The organism is Paenibacillus urinalis (genome assembly GCF_028747985.1).
Taxonomy (GTDB): Bacteria; Bacillota; Bacilli; order Paenibacillales; family Paenibacillaceae; genus Paenibacillus; species Paenibacillus urinalis.
Genome location: NZ_CP118108.1, coordinates 4,595,001 through 4,617,904, shown reverse-complemented (window position 1 = coordinate 4,617,904; position 22,904 = coordinate 4,595,001). Strand labels below are relative to the sequence as shown.

The 22,904-nt window shown below is 46.8% G+C and carries 25 protein-coding genes and 1 pseudogene (1 of these 26 only partly in view); 20 read left to right on the top strand and 6 right to left on the bottom strand.

The genetic code is table 11. The features are described 5' to 3' along the window. The first annotated feature begins 1 nt into the window (after position 1). From rsbW to PUW25_RS21425, 3 genes are all read left to right on the top strand, one after another. Positions 2-454, top strand: coding sequence for an anti-sigma B factor RsbW (rsbW, locus tag PUW25_RS21435; RefSeq protein WP_047913744.1), 453 nt, complete (start codon positions 2-4; stop codon positions 452-454). Further along, positions 451-1,224: a sigma-70 family RNA polymerase sigma factor gene (locus tag PUW25_RS21430; RefSeq protein ID WP_047913745.1), complete on the top strand. Its 774-nt coding sequence runs from the start codon at positions 451-453 to the stop codon at positions 1,222-1,224. Before rsbW ends, PUW25_RS21430 begins: the two co-directional genes overlap by 4 nt. A gap of 111 nt (positions 1,225-1,335) precedes the next feature. After that, the gene (locus tag PUW25_RS21425) at positions 1,336-2,322 is read left to right on the top strand and encodes a magnesium transporter CorA family protein (RefSeq protein ID WP_047913746.1); all 987 of its coding nucleotides are present in this window, start codon (positions 1,336-1,338) and stop codon (positions 2,320-2,322) included. A gap of 92 nt (positions 2,323-2,414) precedes the next feature. On the opposite strand, the gene PUW25_RS21420 is transcribed toward PUW25_RS21425, so the two are convergent. From PUW25_RS21420 to PUW25_RS21405, 4 genes and pseudogenes are all read right to left on the bottom strand, one after another. Further along, positions 2,415-2,783, bottom strand: a complete 369-nt coding sequence (locus tag PUW25_RS21420; protein ID WP_047913747.1) for a DUF5665 domain-containing protein — start codon at positions 2,781-2,783, stop codon at positions 2,415-2,417. A 183-nt stretch (positions 2,784-2,966) separates the two neighbouring features. After that, positions 2,967-3,365: pseudogene (locus PUW25_RS21415) on the bottom strand (YtxH domain-containing protein); the annotation flags it as partial. An 85-nt stretch (positions 3,366-3,450) separates the two neighbouring features. Continuing rightward, on the bottom strand, positions 3,451-3,708 hold the full coding sequence (locus PUW25_RS21410; protein ID WP_047913748.1) for a GlsB/YeaQ/YmgE family stress response membrane protein: 258 nt from the start codon (positions 3,706-3,708) through the stop codon (positions 3,451-3,453). A 106-nt stretch (positions 3,709-3,814) separates the two neighbouring features. Next, positions 3,815-4,471 (bottom strand): phosphatase PAP2 family protein, encoded by a 657-nt coding sequence (locus PUW25_RS21405; RefSeq protein WP_205055085.1) that lies wholly within the window; start codon positions 4,469-4,471, stop codon positions 3,815-3,817. A gap of 207 nt (positions 4,472-4,678) precedes the next feature. Here PUW25_RS21405 and PUW25_RS21400 point away from each other — a divergent pair, with 207 nt between their 5' ends. After that, positions 4,679-5,722 carry an asparaginase gene (locus PUW25_RS21400; RefSeq protein WP_047913749.1) on the top strand — a complete coding sequence of 348 codons (1,044 nt, stop codon included), beginning with the start codon at positions 4,679-4,681 and terminating at the stop codon, positions 5,720-5,722. 44 nt (positions 5,723-5,766) lie between these two features. On the opposite strand, the gene PUW25_RS21395 is transcribed toward PUW25_RS21400, so the two are convergent. Then, the gene (locus PUW25_RS21395; RefSeq protein WP_047913750.1) at positions 5,767-5,988 is read right to left on the bottom strand and encodes a DUF1128 domain-containing protein; all 222 of its coding nucleotides are present in this window, start codon (positions 5,986-5,988) and stop codon (positions 5,767-5,769) included. A gap of 101 nt (positions 5,989-6,089) precedes the next feature. On the opposite strand from PUW25_RS21395, the gene yyaC reads away from it, so the two are divergent. The 5 genes from yyaC (at position 6,090) to PUW25_RS21370 (ending at position 11,269) form a co-directional block, all read left to right on the top strand. Next, positions 6,090-6,689 carry a spore protease YyaC gene (gene yyaC / locus PUW25_RS21390; RefSeq protein ID WP_047913751.1) on the top strand — a complete coding sequence of 200 codons (600 nt, stop codon included), beginning with the start codon at positions 6,090-6,092 and terminating at the stop codon, positions 6,687-6,689. A gap of 19 nt (positions 6,690-6,708) precedes the next feature. Next, positions 6,709-7,500 (top strand): alpha/beta fold hydrolase, encoded by a 792-nt coding sequence (locus PUW25_RS21385; protein ID WP_047913752.1) that lies wholly within the window; start codon positions 6,709-6,711, stop codon positions 7,498-7,500. A 252-nt stretch (positions 7,501-7,752) separates the two neighbouring features. Next, positions 7,753-8,394: a DUF6483 family protein gene (locus PUW25_RS21380; RefSeq protein ID WP_047913753.1), complete on the top strand. Its 642-nt coding sequence runs from the start codon at positions 7,753-7,755 to the stop codon at positions 8,392-8,394. A gap of 106 nt (positions 8,395-8,500) precedes the next feature. Continuing rightward, positions 8,501-9,685: a class I SAM-dependent methyltransferase gene (locus PUW25_RS21375; RefSeq protein WP_081872743.1), complete on the top strand. Its 1,185-nt coding sequence runs from the start codon at positions 8,501-8,503 to the stop codon at positions 9,683-9,685. Positions 9,686-9,838: 153 nt separating this feature from the next. Further along, complete coding sequence (locus PUW25_RS21370) at positions 9,839-11,269, top strand: O-antigen ligase family protein (protein WP_047913755.1); 1,431 nt, start codon at positions 9,839-9,841, stop codon at positions 11,267-11,269. Positions 11,270-11,381: 112 nt separating this feature from the next. On the opposite strand, the gene PUW25_RS21365 is transcribed toward PUW25_RS21370, so the two are convergent. Next, positions 11,382-11,723: a hypothetical protein gene (locus tag PUW25_RS21365; protein ID WP_047913756.1), complete on the bottom strand. Its 342-nt coding sequence runs from the start codon at positions 11,721-11,723 to the stop codon at positions 11,382-11,384. A gap of 291 nt (positions 11,724-12,014) precedes the next feature. On the opposite strand from PUW25_RS21365, the gene PUW25_RS21360 reads away from it, so the two are divergent. The 11 genes from PUW25_RS21360 to PUW25_RS21310 form a co-directional block, all read left to right on the top strand. Beyond that, positions 12,015-12,581, top strand: a complete 567-nt coding sequence (locus tag PUW25_RS21360) for a thioredoxin family protein (RefSeq protein ID WP_274337487.1) — start codon at positions 12,015-12,017, stop codon at positions 12,579-12,581. A gap of 1 nt (position 12,582) precedes the next feature. Continuing rightward, a complete protein-coding gene (locus PUW25_RS21355) occupies positions 12,583-13,218 on the top strand; it encodes an MBL fold metallo-hydrolase (protein WP_047913757.1) in 636 nt (211 codons plus the stop codon). Between the two features lie 229 nt (positions 13,219-13,447). Beyond that, on the top strand, positions 13,448-13,831 hold the full coding sequence (locus PUW25_RS21350; protein ID WP_047913758.1) for a hypothetical protein: 384 nt from the start codon (positions 13,448-13,450) through the stop codon (positions 13,829-13,831). Positions 13,832-13,998: 167 nt separating this feature from the next. Further along, positions 13,999-14,286 (top strand): Asp-tRNA(Asn)/Glu-tRNA(Gln) amidotransferase subunit GatC, encoded by a 288-nt coding sequence (gatC, locus tag PUW25_RS21345; protein ID WP_047913759.1) that lies wholly within the window; start codon positions 13,999-14,001, stop codon positions 14,284-14,286. A 26-nt stretch (positions 14,287-14,312) separates the two neighbouring features. Then, positions 14,313-15,770: an Asp-tRNA(Asn)/Glu-tRNA(Gln) amidotransferase subunit GatA gene (gatA, locus tag PUW25_RS21340; RefSeq protein ID WP_047913760.1), complete on the top strand. Its 1,458-nt coding sequence runs from the start codon at positions 14,313-14,315 to the stop codon at positions 15,768-15,770. 30 nt (positions 15,771-15,800) lie between these two features. Then, positions 15,801-17,240 carry an Asp-tRNA(Asn)/Glu-tRNA(Gln) amidotransferase subunit GatB gene (gatB, locus tag PUW25_RS21335; protein ID WP_047913761.1) on the top strand — a complete coding sequence of 480 codons (1,440 nt, stop codon included), beginning with the start codon at positions 15,801-15,803 and terminating at the stop codon, positions 17,238-17,240. A 90-nt stretch (positions 17,241-17,330) separates the two neighbouring features. Next, positions 17,331-17,804 (top strand): GNAT family N-acetyltransferase, encoded by a 474-nt coding sequence (locus tag PUW25_RS21330; protein WP_047913762.1) that lies wholly within the window; start codon positions 17,331-17,333, stop codon positions 17,802-17,804. A 32-nt stretch (positions 17,805-17,836) separates the two neighbouring features. Continuing rightward, a complete protein-coding gene (locus PUW25_RS21325) occupies positions 17,837-18,550 on the top strand; it encodes an MgtC/SapB family protein (RefSeq protein WP_047913763.1) in 714 nt (237 codons plus the stop codon). A gap of 189 nt (positions 18,551-18,739) precedes the next feature. Beyond that, entirely contained in the window at positions 18,740-20,677 is a 1,938-nt protein-coding gene (locus tag PUW25_RS21320) for a DUF4097 family beta strand repeat-containing protein (RefSeq protein WP_052512264.1), read from the top strand. Positions 20,678-20,862: 185 nt separating this feature from the next. Then, positions 20,863-21,288, top strand: a complete 426-nt coding sequence (locus tag PUW25_RS21315) for a Fur family transcriptional regulator (protein ID WP_047913764.1) — start codon at positions 20,863-20,865, stop codon at positions 21,286-21,288. 131 nt (positions 21,289-21,419) lie between these two features. Next, positions 21,420-22,904, top strand: partial view of a glycosyl hydrolase family 18 protein gene (locus PUW25_RS21310; RefSeq protein ID WP_047913765.1) — the 5' portion only. It continues 234 nt past the right edge of the window; 1,485 of the gene's 1,719 nt are visible here — the first part of the coding sequence; it begins with the start codon at positions 21,420-21,422; its stop codon lies off the right edge, out of view.

The window sequence follows — 22,904 nt, the reverse complement described above, 5'->3', positions numbered from 1 at the left end:
AATGAAAGCAGAAGCACAGAGAGTAACACTTAAGCTGCCAGCTACGGCAGACTTTGTTGATATTGTCAGATTGAATCTGTATGGAATTGCGTCAAAGATGGGTTTCTCATATGAGGACATTGAGGACATGAAGGTTGCGGTTTCGGAAGCATGCAATAATTCAGTGCTCTATGCCTATGGAGAAGAGAATGGCGTTGTGGATGTGTTTTTTGAATTTGATGACGAGGAATTGTCTATTACGGTCAAAGATGAAGGGGAGAGCTTTGAGCGTGTAGAACAAAGAGACGGCATCGCTGCACTGCATGACAAAGATCTAGATGAGGTTCAAATCGGTGGACTGGGATTCTATCTGATGCAGGCTCTGATGGATGATGTCAATGTCGTCACAGAAGAGGGCAAAGGAACAGAAGTCGTCTTGATCAAACGCCTCACTAAGAGTGAGGAAAGGGTATGACCGATCGTTTGACTCCCCAAGAGTCGATGGACGAAGCAGTGGGTTTGATTTGGGAATATCAACAGACCAAAGATAATGAAATTGCTACCGTTCTGATTAAGAAATACGAGCCTATGGTCAAGATGGCCGCAGGCAAGATTTCTCGAAATAGACCAGATTTATACGAAGACCTGTACCAGACAGGTCAAATGGCTCTCGTGAGGCTGCTCAGTCAGTATGATATTAATCTGGGCATCCCTTTCGAGCCTTATGCGATGAAGAGCATGATTGGTCATATGAAAAATTATCTGAGGGATAAGTCTTGGTACATACAAGTTCCCCGCAGGATCAAAGAAAAAGGTGCGCTGGTGCAGCATGCGATTGATGATCTGACGATTAAGCTTGAACGATCACCGGATGTTCAAGAAATTGCGGAATACCTGGATCTAACGGTGGAAGAGACCGTTGAGGTATTGGCAGGACGTGAGTCCTATCATTATGTATCACTTGATTCACCGTTGTCTCAAGACGAGAGTACGGCAACGCTTGGTGAACTTATCAGCTCAGAGGCTAATGATTATGATGCGGTAGAGAAACGAATGGATCTTCAGCAGGCGCTGGGACAATTGAAGGAGCAGGAGCAGAAGGTGCTGCTGCTTGCATTCCAAGATGGTCAATCCCAGCGGGCCATAGCTCAGAAGCTGGGCGTCTCCCAAATGAGTGTCTCCCGGATTCAGAAACGGGCAACGGAAAAATTAAAACAAATTATGACGCAATCCTCATCATCATAGGATAAATTCTAAAGAGGCATGCCCGCATTTCTTACGGAATGCGGGCATGCCTCTTTGTGGATCTAACCCTGTGTTTATGGATAAGAGAGATTGGAATAAGGAGGCATAGAGATGGATCAGCTGAACTTACAGGAAGTAAGGCTGTATGAGGAGTGGGTCTGGCAGGATTATGAGGTATCCGAATTTGATTGTGAAGAGCTGAATAGGCTGAAGGAAGAAATACCTTCTACTGCAGAACGGCTCACCAAGCTGCCTGAAATCCAGACGAATTATATATCTGTCCGTACTATTGGCGGGAAGAATGTATTGTTTGGGTCATTGCTCTATTCTATTAAAAAGAACCTGGACGACGAGCAGCAAAGCCATCAATTTTATTTTTATGTAGATCCGAGTCATCTCATTACCGTAAATATTGATAAGCATACCCGAGAGGCCTTGCTTGCAGACGAGCGAAAGCGGATGTTTGAGGAGGCTGAAGATGCGGTATCGGGTATGTTTATTGTCGCTAGGGCGCTCCTGCATTACTTTCATATAGGTCTGGACAAATTCGAAATCAATTTACGCAGCCTGGAGGAGAGTATGGAGAAGAGAAATGCTCGAACGCTGATGGATAAAATACTATCTGCCCGCTTTGAGCTTTTATTTTGGAGCAATCAATTTATCTCGTTCCAAGAGCTGCTGCATGCCTCCAATGAGGCTTTTCATTTCCTCTCGATCGAGGAGCGAACAACCTATAAACAGCTGACTTACCGGATGAAACGTATGGACAGCTTGTTCCGTCATTATGAGGATGAGATTGATACTTTAATCTCAATCGATAACGCCGCTTCTTCCATTCGCGGCAACGATATAATGAAGACGCTGACGATTGTTACAGCGGTCTTTACTCCGGCGACAGCTGTGGGGGCCATATGGGGAATGAACTTCGAGAATCTGCCTTGGATTAAGACACCATGGGGATTTACGGTTGTCACTGCAGCGATATTGATAAGCATGGCAGGCATGTACATCTGGATGTTTATGAAGGGCTGGACAGGAGATATTCTAAAGATCAAGCCTCGTGGTGAGAAGCCTTCAAACACGAAGAACCCGAGCTGACGGGCTTATGCAAAATAACATGATAAGAAAGCCTGAGATTAGCTGCGTGAGCTAAAGTCAGGCTTTCTTACGTTCTCCATTTAATGGAGAACTTATTTAGAAGCATCGATATACCCTTGCAGCTCGGCAATATATTGACCGATGACAGGAAGATTCATATCCACAATCAGACTGAGAACCCAACCGAGGATCGCTAGGACAAGAACCGTACCAACGGACATTCCTAGACCTCTGGCAATACCTGCAGTCAGATTGGCCAGTATCCGCTTTTTGGGGCTGGTATAATTCTCAAGAATATCTTTGAATTCCGCGCTCTCCATTGCTTGTATAATTCCCTCCAGCCTTTGGTTCAAATTCTTCACCTCATGCCGGAGTTCAAATGGGTGTTCGTTAACCTCTTCTTTGTTAGTATTGCGCTCGGAGTTGATATTCCGATTGGTTTTCAGCTCGACAGAACTCATCAGAAACGCCTCCACTTCTGTAAGAAATTATATTACTCGAATGATCTATAAAAATAGCCAGCTGCAAGCAGCTGGCTATTACGAAAGCAACTTCAATGCTTAAGGCAGTTTGGTTGTCGTAGTTGATGAAGCTGATGGGGTTGAGTAACTACCTTGGGATGTACTGCTATTGTTATTGGAGGATGTGGTCGAGTTCAGCTCATGTTCTGCTTCATTGGCAGCTTTGGCTGTCGTTGCCGCAACTTCCTCGGATGCTTTCTTAGCTTCGCTAGCCACATCATCCTTCGCCTGCTTGATGCTTGCTACGACGGAAGTCGTATTATCGCCCACAGTTTTAGCCAACTCACTAGTTTTACCAGATACGGTTTTAGCAATTTCCGATGCTTTGCTTCCTACCACACCTGCTACTTCTTTGGTTTTGTCGGAGACAACAACCATTTTATCGGATAGATCACCTCTTAAGTCACGGCCTGGCTTAGGTGCAAACAACAAGGCTGCTGCTGCGCCAAGAAGTCCACCGATGAACAAGCCTTTAGCGAAGTTATTACTACTGCCTGTCTCTTCGTTTCTGTAGTCCGTCATGTTTTTAGTATAATCTGTCGCATTATGAGTCATGATTGATCACTCCTTCAATTGTAATGATTAACTCTTTTTTACTAATAACCCGTTAAGCTGCTCTTCTAAACAGTTTACCAATAAGTCCTAAGATAAAGACAAATATGGCTGTACCGATTATGGCGGGGACAACGGCAAAATCAGCGATGATCGGACCGAAGTCACCAAACAGCAGCGAACCAATCCATGCGCCGACAAATCCCGCAATCATTGAACCTAGAATTCCGCCCGGCATGTTATGGCCAACGAGAGCATCACCAATGAGTCCAATGATTATCGCCATCACGATACTAATGATGATCCCCCACATAACAATCGCCTCCTATGCTGCTATAGTGCCTTGCTTACTTCGTATATAAACTATCGGCAGTGAGGTTGAAACAAAGGATGCAGGAGGAGGCGATATGCACTGACTTTTATGGAGAAGCTTCCTGAAGCAGGCGATGCATGCAGAAGGTCCATATGGCTCCGCACAAGAGACCTGTCACAACATCCGTTGGATAATGAACGCCGAGATAAATACGGCTGTACCCGATCAATAGAACAAATAAAGCGCCAAAGAGGGCAAGAAGAGATCCAGACCCACCTCTATTTTTGATTGTCTGCACGAGCAGGACGAAGATAACGCCATAGAACCCGGCAGCAATCATAGAATGACCGCTTGGAAAGCTGTATCCGTGGGCGGCCATCAGCTGTTCAAGCTCAGGTCGTTCTCGTCTAAGAAGAATTTTGAGCACATAATTAATGCTCCACATGCTAATGAAGCTGACCGCTACGATATATGCGTTTACATAAAGTTTACGAAAGATCCCATAATAGCTCACAAATACAAGTGCAACAATGGCAGTGATATTAAAAGAACCAAACTCGGTAATTCCTTTAATAATCGGCAGTAAGGAATAGTACCAGCTGTCAGCATGAGGAAAAAGGTAAAACTGGATATTTTCATCAATCGCTTGAACCTGATCGACTCCAACTAGCATAAATAAGAGTACGATGATGAGAACAAAGGTCAGGCTGCCAGCTAGTCCAATAGTTGTCCAGTAGAATTTTTTTTTGCTGTTATTCGTCATTGATGTGTAACTCCTGACTTTGATTGAATTGGTTGTGGATTTTGCAGATTTATGTGGGATAGAGGTAGATCGTATGTATTCAGCTAATTTTCTTCTAGTCTATCCATTATCTCTGTCAAAATGGTTTCTTTGTACTATACTGTACTATGGTGTTCGTTTTGGTACAAACCAAGCGGCTAGCAAGTTCCTTGAGAAGGAGAGAAAAACATGTTAGATGCATTATTATTAACCGAATTCCGGGGTGGTGTAATGGAAAGCGCACACCGCGGTCATATATCAATAGTGAATGAAAAAGGAAAAGTTGTCTATTTCGCAGGTGACCCCCATTTTAAGACCTTTACCCGCTCTGCGGCCAAACCACTTCAAGCCATACCGGGCATTAGGGCTGGTATACAAGAGAAATATGGCTTCACTTCCGAGGAAATTGCCCTGATGGTCTCCTCCCATCGCTCGGAGGATTTTCACCAGCGTGTATTGATGCAGATGAAAAATAAGATCGGAGTAGATGAGACAGGGCTGGTCTGTGCTCCGAGTTATCCGCTCCATGAAGAGAGCAGAACGGAGTATATCAAGAAGGAAGGGCATAAACGAAGAATTCTTCATAACTGCTCAGGTAAACATATGGGGGTACTTGCCTATACGAAGCTGAAGGGGGCTGACGCTAGTACTTATGCCGATCCGCTTCATCCTGTGCAGCAGGAAATCAAAGAAGTGATTTCACAACTTACAGAGGTATCACAGGAGGAGCTGTCTCCAGGAACCGATGGCTGCGGATTTCCGGTCTATGCGCTGCCTATTTCAGGAATGGCGAGAGCCTTTCTTAAACTGGCTTGTCCGGATTTGATTGCAGATGAATCTACCCGGCAGGCTGCGCAGCTTATTACTGCAGCGATGAATACAGCACCAGAAATGGTGGGAGGAACAGGCAGAGTAGATACGGTTCTGCTTCAGGATTCGAATATCGTTGCCAAGGGCGGATTTCAAGGCGTGTTTTGTTTTGCTCTCCGGGAGGAGCGGCTGGGGATCAGCTTCAAGGTTCTCGATGGCTCCGAAGAGGAGTGGGGACTGATCACCGCATCGATACTTGAGCAAATCGGTTATCGTAATCAGGCAACCTTGAACGCATTAAGGAAACAATTCTCACAGGACATTCGTAATGATGCCGGAACCGTTGTGGGTACCGCACAGCCTGTGTTTGTTCTTCAACATGAGAATTCATCTGGATTAGAACCATCATTCAAAGACCAATAAAAAAACTGCCCCTATTCTGCCATTAGGCAGGAAGGGGCTGTTCGTTATGCGCGGAGACGGCCGAGTTCGGATACGAGCGCCTCTACTTCGGAAATACTGAGATTGCTTTTGGAATTAACGATTTCGTAAATATCCAGGATATCGTCGTACTGAGCTACTGTGAACGCGGATGACTGGAGCGCAGAGGCACTCGCCATTCTTAGTTTAGACTTGATGGCATCAATCATAAACTCGATGTTCTGCTGATTTTTTTGGGTTAAATCCATGTTCCGTCCATTCCTTTCGACTTCATTAAAGTTTGTTCGTATTGTATCATGTAAGCATCAGGATAGAAAGATAAAGAGATAAAGAGGAGGTTCGTGAACCCTTGTCCAAATTCACATCGACAACATCCAGGACAACAGCCTCTGGTCACAAAAGAAGTGGAAAAGGAGCTCTTGCTTCATTCTTCAAACAGATTGCAGCGCACCATTCTATAGATAAATTAACCTTTGTATGTATCGGAACAGATCGTTCCACAGGTGATGCATTGGGTCCGCTTACCGGAAGCTATTTAGTAGAGTACGGATTTCAGCACGTGATGGGTACGCTGCCGAACCCCTGTGATGCTGCAACATTGAAGCAAATGATCCGCACAATTCCCGCTGACCATGTAGTCATTGCGATTGATGCTTGCCTGGGCTCTGCAGTTGACGTTGGTGATTACCTCTGCCGGGAGCGTTCACTGGTACCTGCTGAATCGGTAAAAGGAGACCTGCCTGCTGTCGGTCATTACAGCATTGCCGGTATTGTTAACGTGAATGGCCCCAAGCCGTATACGCTGCTTCAGATGACTTCTCTACATCGGGTAATGAATATGGCGCGTGAGCTTGCGTTGGCTGCTCATGAGGGATTTCAATTGCAAACTGGTTCAGCAGAGTCTGAATTGCTTAATGTATGTAATACTGGATTTCATGATCCATGCTAACAGAAAGAGGGCGAATGTAATGGAAAAAGTACAATTAGGAAATCATGTTATCGCTTATAGAGATCATGGAGAAGGACAACCGGTGGTATTGCTGCATGGTTATTGCGGAAGCTCTGACTACTTTGAAGAGGTATTGCCTCAATTAGTGAAGCAATATCGCTGTATCGTACCGGATCTCAGAGGTCATGGGGAATCGGGGACGCCTAACAACAGCTGCAGTATTAGCGATATGGCAGATGATATCGTGGAGCTGCTCAATCATTTGGGTATTCAGCAAGCTAGTGTTTTCGGCCATTCCTTAGGAGGATACCTCACACTATCTATTGCAGACAGATATCCTGATCGGCTTAATGCCTTTGGCTTAATCCATTCAACGGCTTATCCAGACAGTGACGAGGCCAAAGAAAAGCGTCTCAGAGCAGTGTCCACTATTCAAACGGAAGGGATTCAACCCTTTGTGGATGCTTTGGTTCCTAATCTGTTTGCAGCAGAGCACCAGACGACGATGGTATCCAAGATAGATCGAGTCCGGGAGATTGGTTATCGGACTTCTCCTCAGGGAGCATCCAATACGGCCATCGCCATGAAGGAACGTCCTGACCTGCGGCATGTGCTGGATGAAGCGAGTGTTCCCGTGCTGTTAATAGCGGGAGAACAGGATGCCGTTGTGCCGCCGGATCGGACCTTTACTTCAGACAGCCCGAGAGTAACGCAGTCGCTTATCACAGATGCTGGTCATATGAGTATGGTTGAGCAGCCGGATGAATTCCTTCGTGCGCTTACCAGCTTTATGAATAATAATGTAAAATAAGTGCTGTATCTATATAAATGGTTAGACAGCAGGCTTGGGGTAATTATCCGGGCCTGCTTTTTATATTGCTTGCACAGTTTCGTGGAATCAAAGAGCCTCATATTTTACAATCAGCTTCTTACAACAAAGTCTTTCATGTTTGGCTTTTTCCTTATATTCCGGGTACAATTTAAATGGAGTGCTGGAACGCTCAGAACTCACGGATAAGCCGCTCCGTGCTTCGGACAGACGGCCAAAGGAGAAGAGACGCTGATGTTTAGAAGAGATTATCTCCTCCGCATGGTGGAGGAAATGACGGAAATGATCGGTAAAGTGTTTGAGCTGAAGCAGAAGAAAATGCATATTGATGCCTTATGGGAGCTGGATGAGTGGCTTAAACGCCAGTTCCGGCTTAATTCTCAGCTGCTGAACTCTCTTCCGGTTGAAGATATCATCGATTTGTTCCGGCTTGGTGACGGTGTGGAAGTAGACAAGGTCCAGCAAGTGGCACGAATTATGGAAGAGGAAGGCCGAGTGTACATGGATCAAGGGTCGACTGATCAAGCACTTGTCCGCTGGATGAAAGCTCTGCATTTATATTTATATAGCCTGCTTCATGGGGCAAACAGAGAGATCTTAAGTGCACCTGAACGCGTTGCGGCATTGCTGGAGGAAATTAAAGGGTATGAGCTGCCTGAGAAGACGGAAAGACTAAAGGCGTTATATCACGAGAAAGCGGGACGATATGACGAGGCGGAGAACAGCTGGTATCGCTTGAGCAGGCAGGAGCAATATGCACAGGAGGCGGCTGAGTTCTACAAGCGTCTGCTGCTGCAAGAGGATGTACAGCTTGAAGCGGGAGGTCTGCCTCGCACAGAAGTGGAGGAAGGACTTCGGGAATTGCAGGGCAGATAAGTAGGATAGACCTGCCGGTGCTGGCTTTATAAGACAAGCTGAGCTGGACAATGTGTTCTGATATGTTATTGTTACTCAAAGAACAATGTTAACCATAGAAAGTGAGATGTACCCTTTGGATTCATTACGAAAATTAATTGAAGGTATTTTTGAAGAGCAGGGACTGATTACGGCTACACTAAGTCAGCTTCGCAAGAAAGAAGGACAGACCTTCACTAAAGTGCAGGTTAAGCCGGTTCTGCTTAAAAACAAACTCCATTACCAATTTGCATACCATCAGAACAATAAAGTAACTCACGATAATTTGATCCCGGATGAAGCTGCTGAGCGGATGAAGCAATTATTTGAGGAGACTTTTCGGCAAGGCATGATTTGTACTCCTGAAGCCGACTATCAGATCTTGATCAGCAAGAAGTACAAAGTGTCGATCTTGACCAAAACTCCCTCCAAGCAGGAGGCGGATTTGTCTCATAATCGGAAGAAACGTTATGTGCTAGAGGACGGCAAGCCGATTCCCTTCCTGATTGAGCTCGGTATTATGAGCGATGAAGGCAAGGTGCATGCCCGTAAATATGATAAGTTCAAGCAGATCAATCGCTTCCTTGAAATGGTGGAGGATGTACTGCCTAATTTGCCGCAGGGACGACCGATTACGATTGTCGATTTTGGCTGTGGCAAATCGTATCTTACCTTTGCTCTATACCATTACTTGGCTGTGCAGCAGCGCAGGAAGCTTCAGGTCGTAGGTCTGGATTTGAAGGCAGATGTGATCGAGCATTGCAGCCAAATCGGCAAGAATCTGGGCTATACTGGGCTGAAATTTCTGGTAGGGGACATTGCAGAATACAATGAGCTTGAACAGGTGGATATGGTCGTTACACTTCATGCCTGCGATACAGCAACAGATGCTGCTCTTGAGAAGGCGGTGCGCTGGGGCGCATCCGTAATATTATCAGTTCCGTGCTGTCAGCATGAGCTGTTTGCTCAGATGGAGGCAAATGTCATGAATCCTTTATTATCACACGGGATTCTCAAGGAACGGTTTGCTGCCCTTGCTACAGATGCCATTCGTGCCAAGCTGCTTGATATTATGGGCTACCGTACACAGCTGCTGGAATTCATCGATATGGAGCATACACCCAAGAATATTCTGATTCGCGCTGTAAAGGGAAATGCTGGAGATACAGATCAGTTGTGGAATGAGTATACGGCATATCGTGATTTCTTGCATGTTAATCCTTACTTGGAAAGAGCATGCGCAGATCGGTTACCGGTGGGAGCAGCAAAGTAAGGGGATCTTGTCCTCTCCAATTGTAATCTCACAACCTACCTGCCATATGTTTCAAAAGTCCAGCCCGGAAGGGTTGGGCTTTTTTGGGTTAGGCAATAGTAATAGGAGAACATTCCAGTGAATGAATTCTAGTAGAAAAGGGAGCTTCCTTAAATGCAGCATACAGATTCAATACGAACGAGCAAATCGGATAAAGGGTTGGCCATTCATGCCTTAGATTCAATCGGACTGCTCGTTACGGCAGTGCTCGTGTATGCTTGTCTGCATCAGGGGTTGTTCTTCTCTTTCACATGGGAAGGGATCAGCGTCTGGTTCCCGGCTGTGCTGCTTGGATTGTGGCTGTTCACCATTAATACGTCTTCAAATTCAGCAAAAATAATGTACAATCATACACCCCTTGTTTTGATACCGCTGCTCATCGCATTGATCTATGCGTGGCACCTGCTCTTTGGAAATCCGGTAAGCCTCAATGGAACAAGAGACAGCCTCATGCAATTTTTTGTCATTAGTGTGTTCGCCGCAGGCTGCTGTATTCTTGGACATTCTATAAGAGGAAAAAAGTGGATCTCTGCAGGCTTTCAGCTGATGGGCTGGCTGATGACGCTAAGCGGATTACTGGCCGTATGCGGTCTGCTTGTCCTTCCTAATGCAGTAATGCGGACGGATGATCCTCTGCTGAGTGCCTATGGTGCCAGACTTGCGGGCTTGGTCGAATACCCTAACGCGTACGGCGTGCTGGTCGGGATGTTCTTCTTGGAGCGGCTGGCTTCAGCCGCTTCGGCATGCTCCAGCTCCCCGGCAGGCGAGCTGAGGAAGGTGGCAGAAACGGCCCTCGGCCTGTTCCCAGCTGCGACCGCGCTCCTCATCAGCGAGTCGCGCGGAGCATGGCTCGCGCTGCTGCTGAGCGCACTCGCACTGCTCCTGCTTCAGCGGCAAGGCAGGCGCCTGCCGCTGCTCTGTGCGAGTGCGCCGCCGCTCTTATGCGCCGCGCTCGCACATCACGCCCTTGCCGGCGCTGCACTCGCGCCGGCTCCACTCCCCGGCCTCATGCTGCTGGCCGGGGGCGAGATCGCAGCGCTCGTATTCGCGCTGCTGCTCCATGCCCTGCTGGCACGCGGACACCGCGTGGCTGCCGCGTGCGTGGCCCTTGCTGCACTGACGGGTGCAGCGGGGCTGGTGTACCATACCGCCATCAGCAGAATCACCTCCGGCGCAACTTGGTTTGCGAGGGAGGCGATGTGGCGTGATGCGGTGCTATATGGTGTGCGCTCCCCTTGGCTTGGGCATGGCGGGGACGCATGGAAGCATGCGGTATATACGGTCCAATCCTCACCGTATATTGGCACAGAAGTGCACAGCGGATATCTGGATCTATTCCTCGATACCGGTGTCATGGGGCTTATGCTCATGCTGCTCCTATTCGCTTACATCCTGCGCCTGCTGTTACGTCATAGTCGGGAGACCATTCCCGTGTGCTTGATTGTCATGCTTCATGGCGCAGTCGATTTCGACTTCAGCTATCCTTTATTTTGGATGCTGCTTGTATTAATCGCAGCCTGGAAGCTGCCGGTGGAGCGCTTGTAGTCACTAGCCGAACATCTTGCATCGCTATTTTGTACCGGGCGGGTATCTTGTTTGTTGAGCCTAGCGGATGGAGAGAAGAAATTGGCATAGTCTGGGCCGCTCTACATAAGTTCTAACCGCCGTAAGCGTCTCGGAAGGCGCTGGACAGCTTGGCAGCAGGCACGTTCCACAGCTCGGACAGCTCGGGAAGCACCTCGGTGTCCCACCAGTCGCACTGGGCTTTGCGATTATCCTGATGCTCTGTAACCCAGAGCAGGTTTGCGATGACCTTGCGGTAATACAGGTCCTCTCCTTGCGATACTAAATCCGGGGCAATATACAGCTTCATCCGTTTTACAGTCCGGTACAGCTCCTTGCTGCAGGCACGTCTTATTTTTCTTGCGGACGGAAGCTTGGGTGCCGGTCCCTTGGAGAATGGGGCTGTCTGCTTGCCGTAGCGGGAATGCTCTTTCATGCTGATCGACCTCCTCTTTAGGTACCATATGCGGATGAGGGAAGGGCGGATACACTTTTGACCATTCTCAAGCACAGGGCATAGCTGCGGATTCCGGTAGACTTTCTCCCAGCCGAAAAATCAGCTATTATTGAAGATGGAGCTGCAATAAGAGGCAACGTTGTGATGCAGGATAACAGCTTGACCTTGTTTTCCTATCATTCCTGGCAGCTGCTGTTTGTTAAGAGCCGAATTAGTTTATATGTAATCAATAATTCAAATCATGCTAATACGGGAAAGGAAGTGCTTTTCATGGCTCCTAATTTATCACACAAGTTCGGTAAAGGATTGTCCCCCCAAGAATTTATAGAGGGTATGACACAGAATAAAGAAGCTTTTCTAGATTGGTATAACCGTTTCGAGTGGACGAACGAAGAAGATAAATCCTTCTTTGACAGCTTGAAATACCGTGATGACCTGCGAGCAGTCATTATCGCTGCAGATTGGTGCGGTGATGTCGTTCGAAATATTCCTGTCGTGCTCCGGGCATTGGAAACGACGGATATGCCGGTAGACATGCTCATTATGGAGCACCATCTGGAGATCATGGATCAGTTCCTGACCATGGGTGGACGTTCGATTCCAGTCGTTATTTTTACAGACTCGGGCGGTGCTGTTCTGGGAACCTGGGGCCCACGTCCTGAGCATGTCCAGGAGGCAATGGTTACCTTCAAGGAGAATAATCCAGACCGCGAGGCTGCGGATTATCAAAATAATCTGGCAGAGACGCGTCAGGAGATTAAACGACGTTATGGGGAGGGAACGGAATATCAAGCAGTCATCGTCAAGGAGCTGCATGAGTTGATATCCGGTTTTTAGAATGCTGAACATACGAACTTTCAGTCTAGGTCCCCTGCAAACCAATGCCTATTTGGTGCAGGGAGAAGACAGCGGCAAGGCTTTTATCATTGACCCGGGGATGAATCCGGCTTCTCTGATCAGAGCAATCGAAGATTTGGAGATTGAGGCTATTATATTGACCCATGCTCATTTTGATCATATTGGCGGTGTCGAGGAGATACGCAAGCTGAAAGGCTGTCCGGTATATGTGCATACCGCTGAGGCCGAATGGCTTACGTCGGCAAAGTGGAACGGTTCACTGCGCTGGCCGGAGCTTGGCGGAGAGATTACGGCGAGTCCGGCGGAATATGATCTTGCAGCGGGTATGAAGCTGGAGCTTGTAGGACAGACCTTTCACGTGTATCATACACCTGGGCATTCACCAGGAAGCGTGAGTCTCTTATGCGGTAAGGATCTGTTTGCTGGTGATGTTCTGTTCAGAGCCGGCGTAGGAAGAACCGATCTGCCAGGCGGAAGCGAGCGGGACCTGATTCACTCCATCCAGAATACACTTTATACATTGGAAGATGATGTTAAGGTGTATCCAGGCCACGGCCCAAGGACGACGATTGGTTTTGAGAAACAAAATAATCCTTATGTTCGTCCTGGACGTTAATTTGGGACATCCTGTCGATAAATGCTTCAAAATATATAGACAAATTTTTTATTATTGGTTACAATTATCTTTATTGAAACACCCACTAACTTTGCAAAGCACGCAGACTGCGGACGAGTCCCGGTTTGCGTTCTTTTTATTTTGTGTGCATTTTCAGCCCATTCTTTCCATAGACAGCATTCTTTATTTTTAGTAGACTAGACAGACAATAACAATCAGGAGGTAGACGATGCTACAATTAGGGGAGAAAATTATCATCGTCGCGGACGCCTTTGAGCAGAATCTTCCTGTAGGGGAGTATGGTTATGTGATCGCATATGACCGGAACCCGGATAACGCTTTTGACTATGTGATTCGTGTACCTCAGGTAAACCGCAATTATTTCGTACCTACCGGCGATGTCGAGCCGGAAGCTTTGATCTTGAGGCAGGAGGCGGAGCGAGTCGAGCGGGAAGCTCTGATTGATTACGCTCTGGCGACACATAACGAAAGACTGTTTCGTCAGCTTATGAATGGCGACAAAGTGGAACTCGTGGAAGAGGAAGAGGCCGCAAGCGAACCGATGTCAACAGCAGATTTTATAAAACAAGTCAATCTTCGTGCGTGGATTTGAATGATAAGGGTCGGCATTTGCCGGCTCTTTTTTGTATTCTTGGAATTGATAGGCGTATTGGGTATAATCGGGTAACACTTGTATTTTCATTTGATTCACCGCATGGACGTGTTAAAATGGACACAATATGACTAGTATAGGTATTTTTAGAGGGAGGATTTGAAGGCATGAGTATTACGAAGCAGGATGTGCAGCATGTGGCCAAGCTGGCCCGTCTTAATCTCAGCGAGGCAGAAGAAGCGCAGATGACGGAGCAGCTGAATGCCATTTTACAATATGCAGAGAAGCTGAACGAGCTTGATACAGAAGGTGTGGAACCAACTACGCACGTGCTTCATGTATCGAATGTAATGCGTGAAGATGAGGTTCGGGAGAGCCTGCCGATTGAAAAAGTAATGCTGAACGCGCCTGATGAGGAAGATGGCCAGATCAGAGTGCCGGCTGTACTTGAATAAGCTATTTTTTAGGGAGGTTAATAATCTTGAGTTTGCTTAAACTTACACTACCTGAGATACATAATAAGCTGCATGCCAAAGAGATCTCGGTTTCCGAGCTGACTGCAGCATCTTATGCAAGAATAGGACAAGTTGAGGAGCAGGTACGTGCGTATCTCACCCTTGATGAGGAAGGAGCAATGGAGGCTGCAAGAAGGCTGGATGACAAGCTTGTATCAGGCGAAGCCCGCGGACTCCTATTTGGCCTGCCTGCAGGAATCAAGGACAATATTTCGACAGAGGGACTTCGTACAACCTGTGCAAGTCAGTTCCTATCGAACTTTACTCCCGTTTATGATGCGACTGTCGTTAAGAAGCTGAAGGCAGCGGATATCGTAACACTTGGCAAGCTGAACATGGACGAGTTTGCGATGGGCGGCTCGAACGAGAACTCAAGCTTCTATCCGGTGCGTAATCCATGGGATCTGGATCGGGTGCCCGGGGGCTCCAGCGGGGGTTCAGCTGCGGCAGTGGCAGCAGGAGAAGCCTACTTCACACTCGGCTCCGACACGGGCGGTTCGATTCGCCAGCCTGCCTCTTATTGCGGCGTAGTCGGTTTGAAACCGACTTATGGTCGTGTTTCCCGTTTCGGCTTAGTTGCATTTGCTTCTTCCCTCGATCAGATCGGTCCGGTTACGAAGAATGTCGAGGATTCTGCTTATGTGCTTCAAGCGATATCCGGATATGATTCCATGGATTCGACATCAGCCAATGTCGAAGTTCCTGATTTTCTGAGCAGCTTAACCGGAGATGTGAAAGGTCTGCGGATCGGGGTTCCTAAGGAATATATCGGCGAAGGCGTAGATCCTTCCGTGAAAGAGACGGTAATGTCTGCGCTTAAAGTCCTCGAAGGACTTGGAGCAACTTGGGAAGAGGTATCTCTTCCGCATACAGAGTATGCTGTAGCCAGCTATTACTTGCTAGCTTCCTCTGAAGCATCTTCTAATCTTGCCAGATTTGATGGCGTTCGTTATGGCGTTCGTGCCGACAACCCTGACAATTTGCTTGATCTGTATCATAAATCCCGCAGTGAGGGCTTCGGCAGTGAAGTGAAACGCCGGATTATGCTCGGGACATACGCACTCAGCTCAGGCTATTATGATGCCTATTACTTGAAGGCTCAAAAAGTCCGCACGCTGATTAAGAATGATTTTGACGAAGTGTTTAAGAACTATGATGTCATTATTGGACCAACAGCGCCTACGACAGCATTCAAGCTCGGTTCTCAAGTAGACAATCCGCTGACGATGTATCTGAACGATATCCTTACGATTCCTGTCAGCCTTGCAGGTGTGCCTGCGATTAGCATTCCTTGCGGTTTTGCTGATGGAATGCCTGTCGGAATGCAAATTATCGGCAAGGCTTTTGATGAAGCGACCGTTCTTCGTGTTGCCCATGCATTTGAGCAGCATACGGAATATCACAAACAGCAGCCACAGCTATAGGGCCTAAAGGAAAGAGAGGGAGAATGAATCATGTCAACATCCAAGTACGAGACAGTCATCGGGCTTGAAGTCCATGTAGAGCTGCATACCAAATCTAAAATTTTCTGCGGCTGCTCCACGGAGTTTGGTGCACCGCCGAATACACATACATGTCCGATCTGCCTGGGACATCCCGGGGTTCTTCCGGTGCTGAACCGTCAGGCGGTCGAATACGCGATGAAAGCAGCCATGGCTCTGAACTGTACGATCGCAGATATAAGCAAATTTGACCGCAAGAACTATTTTTATCCTGATTCGCCTAAGGCCTATCAGATCTCTCAATATGATCAGCCTGTTGGAGAGAATGGCTGGATAGATATTGAAGTGAACGGAGAAACCAAGCGTATCGGAATCACACGTCTCCATCTGGAGGAGGATGCGGGTAAGCTGACTCATATGGATGGCGGTTATGGTACACTTGCGGACTATAATAGAGTAGGTACGCCACTGGTTGAGATTGTATCAGAACCAGAAATTTCTTCGCCGGAAGAAGCGCGTGCTTATTTGGAGAAGATCCGTTCCATCATGCAATACTGTGATGTATCCGATGTGAAGATGGAGGAAGGGTCCCTGCGCTGTGATGCCAATATCAGCTTGCGTCCATACGGACAGAAAGAGTTCGGTACCAAAGCTGAGCTGAAGAATATGAACTCCTTCCGTGGTGTACAGCGCGGTCTTGAATATGAGGAGTACCGCCAGGCTGAGCTGTTGAATGACGGAGACGAGGTCGTTCAGGAAACTCGCCGCTGGGATGAGTCGCAGGGCAAGACACTGTCCATGCGCAGCAAGGAAGAGGCTCATGATTATCGCTACTTCCCAGACCCAGACCTTGTCACACTTCATATTGATCAGGAATGGAAGGATCGGGTAAAGGCTACGATTCCAGAGCTTCCTGATGAGCGTAAAGCGCGTTACACGGCAGAGTACGGCCTGCCTTCCTATGATGCCGATGTCATTACAGCTTCCAAAGCGGTAGCTGATCTGTTCGAAGAGAGTCTTAAGCACACTTCGGACGCCAAAGCCGTATCCAACTGGATTATGGGAGATCTCCTTGGCTATCTGAACAGTGAGAATCAGGAGCTGTCAGCGGTTCCGATCACGGGTGAAGGTCTTGGCGAAATGATTGGATTGATTGAGAAAGGCACAATCAGCTCGAAGATCGCGAAGACCGTATTCAAGGAAATGCTTGTGAGCGGCAAGAAGCCGCAGCAGATTGTTGAGGAGAAAGGTCTTGTCCAGATCAGTGATGAGGGAGCCATTCTTGGCATTGTTGAGCAAGTCGTTGCTGCGAACCCCCAATCGGTTGAGGACTACAAAGCAGGTAAGCAAAAAGCAATCGGCTTCCTTGTGGGTCAAGTAATGAAGGAAAGTAAAGGCAAGGCGAATCCGGGTATGGTAAACAAGCTGCTTGCTGATGTCTTGAACCGGTAGTATCCTTTAAGTATAGATTTAAGATCGTTGAACACGGAAGCTCGTCCATTGCGGCGGGCTTCTTTTTGAATTAGGGGGCTGGTTAGGGAAATGATACTAAATATTTCTTTGCAAGACAGGGACCTGATGCTGGAAGTATGGAAACTGCAGCAGATGGCGTATCGCTTGGAGGCCGAGCTGATCGGCTTTCATGACATTCCACCACTGCTTGATACCATTGACAGTCTTCAGGAATGCGGAGAGACGTTTTATGGGTATATAAATGAAGATATGGAGCTTATCGGGGCGATTTCGGTGGAGCAGGAATGGGAAGACAGCCTGACGATCTCAAGAATGATGGTTCATCCGAATCATTTTCGAAGAGGTGTTGCCGGTCAGCTTATTCAGCATGTGCTGGATCAGTATTCAGAAGTGCGTAAATTTATTGTGTCGACAGGCATGAAGAATACACCTGCTGTAATGCTGTATCAAAAGTATGGCTTCGAGCCGGTACAGAGCTGTGAGATTGCGCCGAATGTGGAATTAACGACGTTCCATTTGAATAGGATGTACGATCGTTCTTAATTCAGACAGGATTGACGGAAGGAGAGATGCAAATGAACGATCCTTGGTATATCAGTGAATGGAGCATACTTCTTAGATTGCTCCTTGCCATGCTTATGGGAGGGCTTATCGGACTTGAACGCGAGCGCTCCAACCATGCGGCAGGCTTCAGAACTCATATTTTGGTATGTTTGGGTTCATCATTAATTATGATCTTATCGGTCTATGGCTTTGGTGATTTTGTAAATGAGGTTAATGTTCGTATGGACCCTGCACGTTTGGCGGCAGCCGTTATTACCGGCGTGGGCTTTCTGGGAGCAGGAACGATCCTGTTTACGGGTAAATCCATCACTGGGCTTACGACGGCAGCTTCGATATGGGTAGTCGCAGCCATAGGTCTTGCTGTAGGGGCAGGCTTCTATTTTGCCGCTGTAATATCAACGCTGCTGGTACTTCTGAACCTGTGGGTATTTAATAAAGTTGAACGCCGATACCTTAAAACTAACAAGCAGCACTTAATAACACTAAGCGGAGACTCATCTCCCAATCTGATTGAGAAGATTTCCGCCTTTATGGAGGCTGAGAAGATTATTATACGGAAAATGACGGTGAGTGATCTGGAAGTGGGTCCTCCCGGCTATCGATCTGAATTGAATCTTCATGTGGAAGTATCCCTGCACGTACTTGTTCCTAACAATTTTAGTACCGTGGATCTGGTTACCAAGCTGCAGAGCTGTCATCAGTTCAGGTCCATATCAGTGGAATAAACAAATTTTTGACACTTTACTTTTCGTTACTTGAGAAGTAAGGTGTCTTTTTGTAGACAAAATATATTTGGAATTTGGAAGTTTGTGCTGCAAACAACATAAGCTTTCCAGTTACTATAGAAGAAGAATAGGGTAGTATCAAAAGAAAAGCAGATTATGCGATTGTTCTATTGGAGGTGAGCACCTTAAATGCAGATGAATATCGATCCGAACCCGAAGCGTCCAAAAAGGCGGCTCCAGCGTAACTGGCACAAGTTTATTGCAGGTTTATTGTCTGCGTTGTTCCCTGGCTTGGGTCATATTTATTTGGGTTTGTACATTAAAGGCCTCACTTTTATTTTCTTGTTGCTGCTGGATTTAACGGCCTTATTATACTTCTCGTCGATTGGGATTCAGATCAATGTTCCGTTAATTATTTTATTGTCGCTCGTCATACCCGTCATTTATTTCATCAATATTTATGATGTTCTGCAATTAGCAGATTGGGTGCTTATGAAGAAACGCCGTATACAAACAGCGGGGGAGCCAAGTGAGGACTCGTCGATATTGCGTCCAGGCATCGGTTTTATGGGATGGGAGCGAGGCTTATCCTTTGGTATGCTGCTGATCTTTGGCGGTGGATTAATGGTACTGTTTGTACAGAAACCACGCTGGCTTGAATTGTATTTGGCCCAGTATGGGTTATATGCTGTAGGCGCTGCCCTTGTTATCGCAGGGTTATTATTGTTAAATCGAGAACTGATATTGTCCTTAACTTTTAAGAAACGTCGTATGAATAAGAGTGCAGGCTCTTACTTAAAAATAAGAATTGGGAGATATACAGCATCGATCCTTCTCATTGTCGTTGGCATTCTGCTCATAATAGACAAGGTCTATCAGACCGAGTATGTTTTCAGCCTAGTTAACTATTGGCCGTTTATTCTGGTCATTTGGGGGATTGAGTTTATTATCGCCTTCCTGCTCAATCAAGTATTACGGCCCAAGGCAAAAAGGAAATCACGCTACAGATTCAGACCCGATTTTAAAGGCATATTATCGGCAAGTGTTATGATCTGCTGTATTTTTATTGTGACTCAGCAGGATCATTACGCACATCTGTGGAACCGAGTGAGTCTCAATTTAAGTGCCGCTTCGCTGGATTACAGTGAGGCAGCTGACAACCAAATTGAAAAAGAAATGATTTCTATTCCAGTTGAAATGGAAACAGGTGCCGTTGTCGTTGAAAATGTGAATGGTGACATTCGAATTAACCGGGGCGATGTAGAGTCGGTCGTCGTCAAGACGATTGCATGGGTGGATCAAGTAGAGCCTGTTGAAGCCCAGGCCATTGCAGATGCATCCGAGATTAATACCCAAGAAGGGAAAACGATCCAAATTGCCGCCGACCCTCAAGGGTATGGGAGTGAATCTAAACGCCAGCCTAGAATGAATCTGACCATAACGATCCCGGATGACCGGCGCTTTGATCTTCAAGTGAGAACCTCTAATGGCTCTGTATATCTTGACCGGCCAGAGGCAATTAGCAGCATTGATGTCGAGAGCGGGAATGGAAAGATCTATATTCATAATGCGATTGGAGATGTTCAAGCTAAGACCCTTAATGGGAATATATCGGTAGCTGATGTAATCGGAAGTGCAGTACTGAATACCAATCGCGGGGATCTTCGAGCAGAGGGAGTGACAGGCAGTGTAGATCTTACAACGCTTGTCGGACGAATACAGGCCTCAGATATAGTTGGGGATATTACAGGCAGCACACGCAACGGGAATATTACCGTAAATGAACCGGTAGCTAAGTTAAGATTAGAGACACTGAACGGAGCGGTTCAAGTCCATACGAATCAGATCGGCGGAGACTGGGACATTTATAGTGCTGTCGGCGATATTTTGTTAACCATTCCTGAGACAGGAGATTACGAAGTATCGGGCTCAAGCACTTACGGTAATCTTAACGTCGAACTTCCCTATACGATTGAGAATAGGATGATTACAGGCGTCTCAGGTACAGGAGAGCATAAGGTTCAAGTAGAGGGTAATAGTGATATAACAATCCAGCGCTCCACATTGGAGGATGAGACCAGCCGGGAGAACACGGAGACGAATCGGACGAATCAAATGCTGCAATGATCACTTGTTTTATTAGAATTTCATTAAAGATTCCCTGAATTGCTGGCCTTACATGCGTTGACAACAATTAGAATTAAACTTTACAATATATTTGTGTGATGAAGGTTACTGTAATTTTTGTGTTTTTATGAGACTATCTATTTTCTTTTTATAGGCGCATGATTAAAGGTAAGGCGGTGGGCCATATGTCAACACGTGTCCAACATGCATTAGAACAATTAAAAACGACCGGTGTTCGTATAACGCCTCAGCGCCATGCGATACTGAATTATCTGATGGAATCCATGGGACATCCAACAGCTGATGAGATTTATCGAGCTCTTGAGCCTCAGTTTCCAAGCATGAGCGTAGCGACCGTATATAATAATTTGAAGATGTTTACAAATGCCGGTATGGTACGAGAGCTGGCGTATGGTGATAATGCGAGCAGGTTTGATGCCAATGTCACAGACCATTATCATATTATTTGTGAAGCTTGCGGAACCATTCGGGATTTCAATTATCCTTCGCTTGCTGATGTGGAAGAACGAGCCGGGCTGGATACAGGTTTTCAGGTAAACGGCTTACGGTTGGAATTGTACGGTGTATGCGAGAGTTGCAGGCCATCGTAAAAGGTGTATACAATAAGCGTGAGAAATTCCTTTAATGGGAGTATCTCACGCTTTTTAAATTTTTGGGGATCGGCGGCTAACGGCTATGAATTAGTTAAGAAGCAATTGCTATAGGATGGGGGAGCATCAAGTTGGCAAAAGGTTATCGCAAAAAGAGAAGGCGAAAGCCCAGTTTTACTAAAAGAATCGCAGCTATCGGATTTATTGGCGTAGGTATCTATTTATTGATCACGACATTTAATCCACAAAATATATATGAAGACGCAGACTGGAGAGGTTTTACGAAACCGATCTTTGTACATGGAGAGCTGATGGATTATGAAGCTGTAGGCTCGGGCGAGAGCTTGCAGCTCCCGCTTCCTGTTTTACAGGAGGCTGTCGATCCGGCAATGCGATATGAAGATGGGGATGGCGCGATTATATTAACTTCACCGGATAAAGTATTGAGACTGCATGTCGGTAAAGAGGAAGCAGAGCTGAATACGAAGGAATATGAGCTTCATACGGCACCTTTTGAAGAACAGGGAATACCTTATGTACCGTTGCAGGCAGTAAAAGAAGTGTATGGCGTTACCGTACACGAAGATATGGAGACCGGTGCTGTGCTTCTAATGAACGCAGGCGAAGTGATTCAATACGGTTCAGCAGCAGGGAAAGATCCTGAGCAGGAAATTCCGCTCTATAAAGAGCCAGATAACAGCTCCGCTATCACCGCGCAGATGCATCCAGGGGATCGGGTGAGGATTTGGTCCTCGAACGAAGACTGGCATTATGTTCAAATGGATGATGGTTATGCGGGGTATACAACTGCTGGCAAAATAAAGCCGACAGAAAAGGTGACAGTTCCGGCACTTGAATCAGTACCCACCGCAGCCGAACAGCGTTGGAAGGGGAAGACAATTAATCTGGCATGGGAAGCCGTATACAATAGAGCAGCTGATCCGGCCAACCTGCAGACGATGAAGGGCGTCAATGTGGTGAGTCCGACATGGTTTGATATTACTGATGGCAATGGCTTGGTGGAGAGCAAAGGTGATCTGGAATACGTTCATAAGGCCAAGGAGCTGGGGATGGAAGTATGGGGACTGCTCAGCAATAGCTTTGATCCGGATATGACTGCAGAAGCACTCTCTACTTATGATCGACGAACGGCTATTATCCAGAAGATGATCGAATATGCTGCTGCCTATCAGCTCGACGGGATTAATATAGATTTCGAGAATGTGTATACAGAGGATGGGCCGTTGGTGACTCAGTTCATGAGAGAGCTCCGTCCTTACGCCAAGCAGAATGACCTCGTGTTGTCGATTGCCGTTACACCGAAGTCAAACAGTGAGATGTGGTCCTTATTTTTAGATCGCAGGGCATTAGGCGAAATTGCAGATTACATGATGGTCATGACTTATGATGAACACTGGGCATCGAGCCCGACGGCGGGATCTGTTGCATCGTTGCCATGGGTGACCGCGGCGATGAACAAGATCATGGTAGAAGATGAAGTGCCAGCGGACAAGCTGCTGCTGGGTATTCCATCCTATACAAGAGTATGGTCTATACAGGAATCAGGAGAGGACAGCGGGATTACTTCCAAGGCCATTGGGATGGACTCAGCTCAG

Excerpts from the sequence above, each read along its gene's own strand:
- PUW25_RS21385 (WP_047913752.1), top strand. The coding sequence starts at position 6,709 with ATGGAAAAAGTACAATTAGGAAATCATGTTATCGCTTATAGAGATCAT.
- PUW25_RS21375 (WP_081872743.1), top strand. The coding sequence starts at position 8,501 with ATGTACCCTTTGGATTCATTACGAAAATTAATTGAAGGTATTTTTGAA.
- PUW25_RS21355 (WP_047913757.1), top strand. The coding sequence starts at position 12,583 with ATGCTGAACATACGAACTTTCAGTCTAGGTCCCCTGCAAACCAATGCC.
- PUW25_RS21410 (WP_047913748.1), bottom strand. The coding sequence starts at position 3,708 with ATGTGGGGGATCATCATTAGTATCGTGATGGCGATAATCATTGGACTC.
- PUW25_RS21315 (WP_047913764.1), top strand. The coding sequence starts at position 20,863 with ATGTCAACACGTGTCCAACATGCATTAGAACAATTAAAAACGACCGGT.
- PUW25_RS21330 (WP_047913762.1), top strand. The coding sequence starts at position 17,331 with ATGATACTAAATATTTCTTTGCAAGACAGGGACCTGATGCTGGAAGTA.
- PUW25_RS21325 (WP_047913763.1), top strand. The coding sequence starts at position 17,837 with ATGAACGATCCTTGGTATATCAGTGAATGGAGCATACTTCTTAGATTG.
- gatC (WP_047913759.1), top strand. The coding sequence starts at position 13,999 with ATGAGTATTACGAAGCAGGATGTGCAGCATGTGGCCAAGCTGGCCCGT.
- PUW25_RS21400 (WP_047913749.1), top strand. The coding sequence starts at position 4,679 with ATGTTAGATGCATTATTATTAACCGAATTCCGGGGTGGTGTAATGGAA.
- PUW25_RS21430 (WP_047913745.1), top strand. The coding sequence starts at position 451 with ATGACCGATCGTTTGACTCCCCAAGAGTCGATGGACGAAGCAGTGGGT.
- rsbW (WP_047913744.1), top strand. The coding sequence starts at position 2 with ATGAAAGCAGAAGCACAGAGAGTAACACTTAAGCTGCCAGCTACGGCA.
- PUW25_RS21320 (WP_052512264.1), top strand. The coding sequence starts at position 18,740 with ATGCAGATGAATATCGATCCGAACCCGAAGCGTCCAAAAAGGCGGCTC.
- PUW25_RS21425 (WP_047913746.1), top strand. The coding sequence starts at position 1,336 with ATGGATCAGCTGAACTTACAGGAAGTAAGGCTGTATGAGGAGTGGGTC.
- PUW25_RS21405 (WP_205055085.1), bottom strand. The coding sequence starts at position 4,471 with ATGACGAATAACAGCAAAAAAAAATTCTACTGGACAACTATTGGACTA.
- PUW25_RS21360 (WP_274337487.1), top strand. The coding sequence starts at position 12,015 with ATGGCTCCTAATTTATCACACAAGTTCGGTAAAGGATTGTCCCCCCAA.
- gatB (WP_047913761.1), top strand. The coding sequence starts at position 15,801 with ATGTCAACATCCAAGTACGAGACAGTCATCGGGCTTGAAGTCCATGTA.
- PUW25_RS21380 (WP_047913753.1), top strand. The coding sequence starts at position 7,753 with ATGTTTAGAAGAGATTATCTCCTCCGCATGGTGGAGGAAATGACGGAA.
- PUW25_RS21395 (WP_047913750.1), bottom strand. The coding sequence starts at position 5,988 with ATGGATTTAACCCAAAAAAATCAGCAGAACATCGAGTTTATGATTGAT.
- PUW25_RS21420 (WP_047913747.1), bottom strand. The coding sequence starts at position 2,783 with ATGAGTTCTGTCGAGCTGAAAACCAATCGGAATATCAACTCCGAGCGC.
- PUW25_RS21350 (WP_047913758.1), top strand. The coding sequence starts at position 13,448 with ATGCTACAATTAGGGGAGAAAATTATCATCGTCGCGGACGCCTTTGAG.
- PUW25_RS21365 (WP_047913756.1), bottom strand. The coding sequence starts at position 11,723 with ATGAAAGAGCATTCCCGCTACGGCAAGCAGACAGCCCCATTCTCCAAG.
- PUW25_RS21370 (WP_047913755.1), top strand. The coding sequence starts at position 9,839 with ATGCAGCATACAGATTCAATACGAACGAGCAAATCGGATAAAGGGTTG.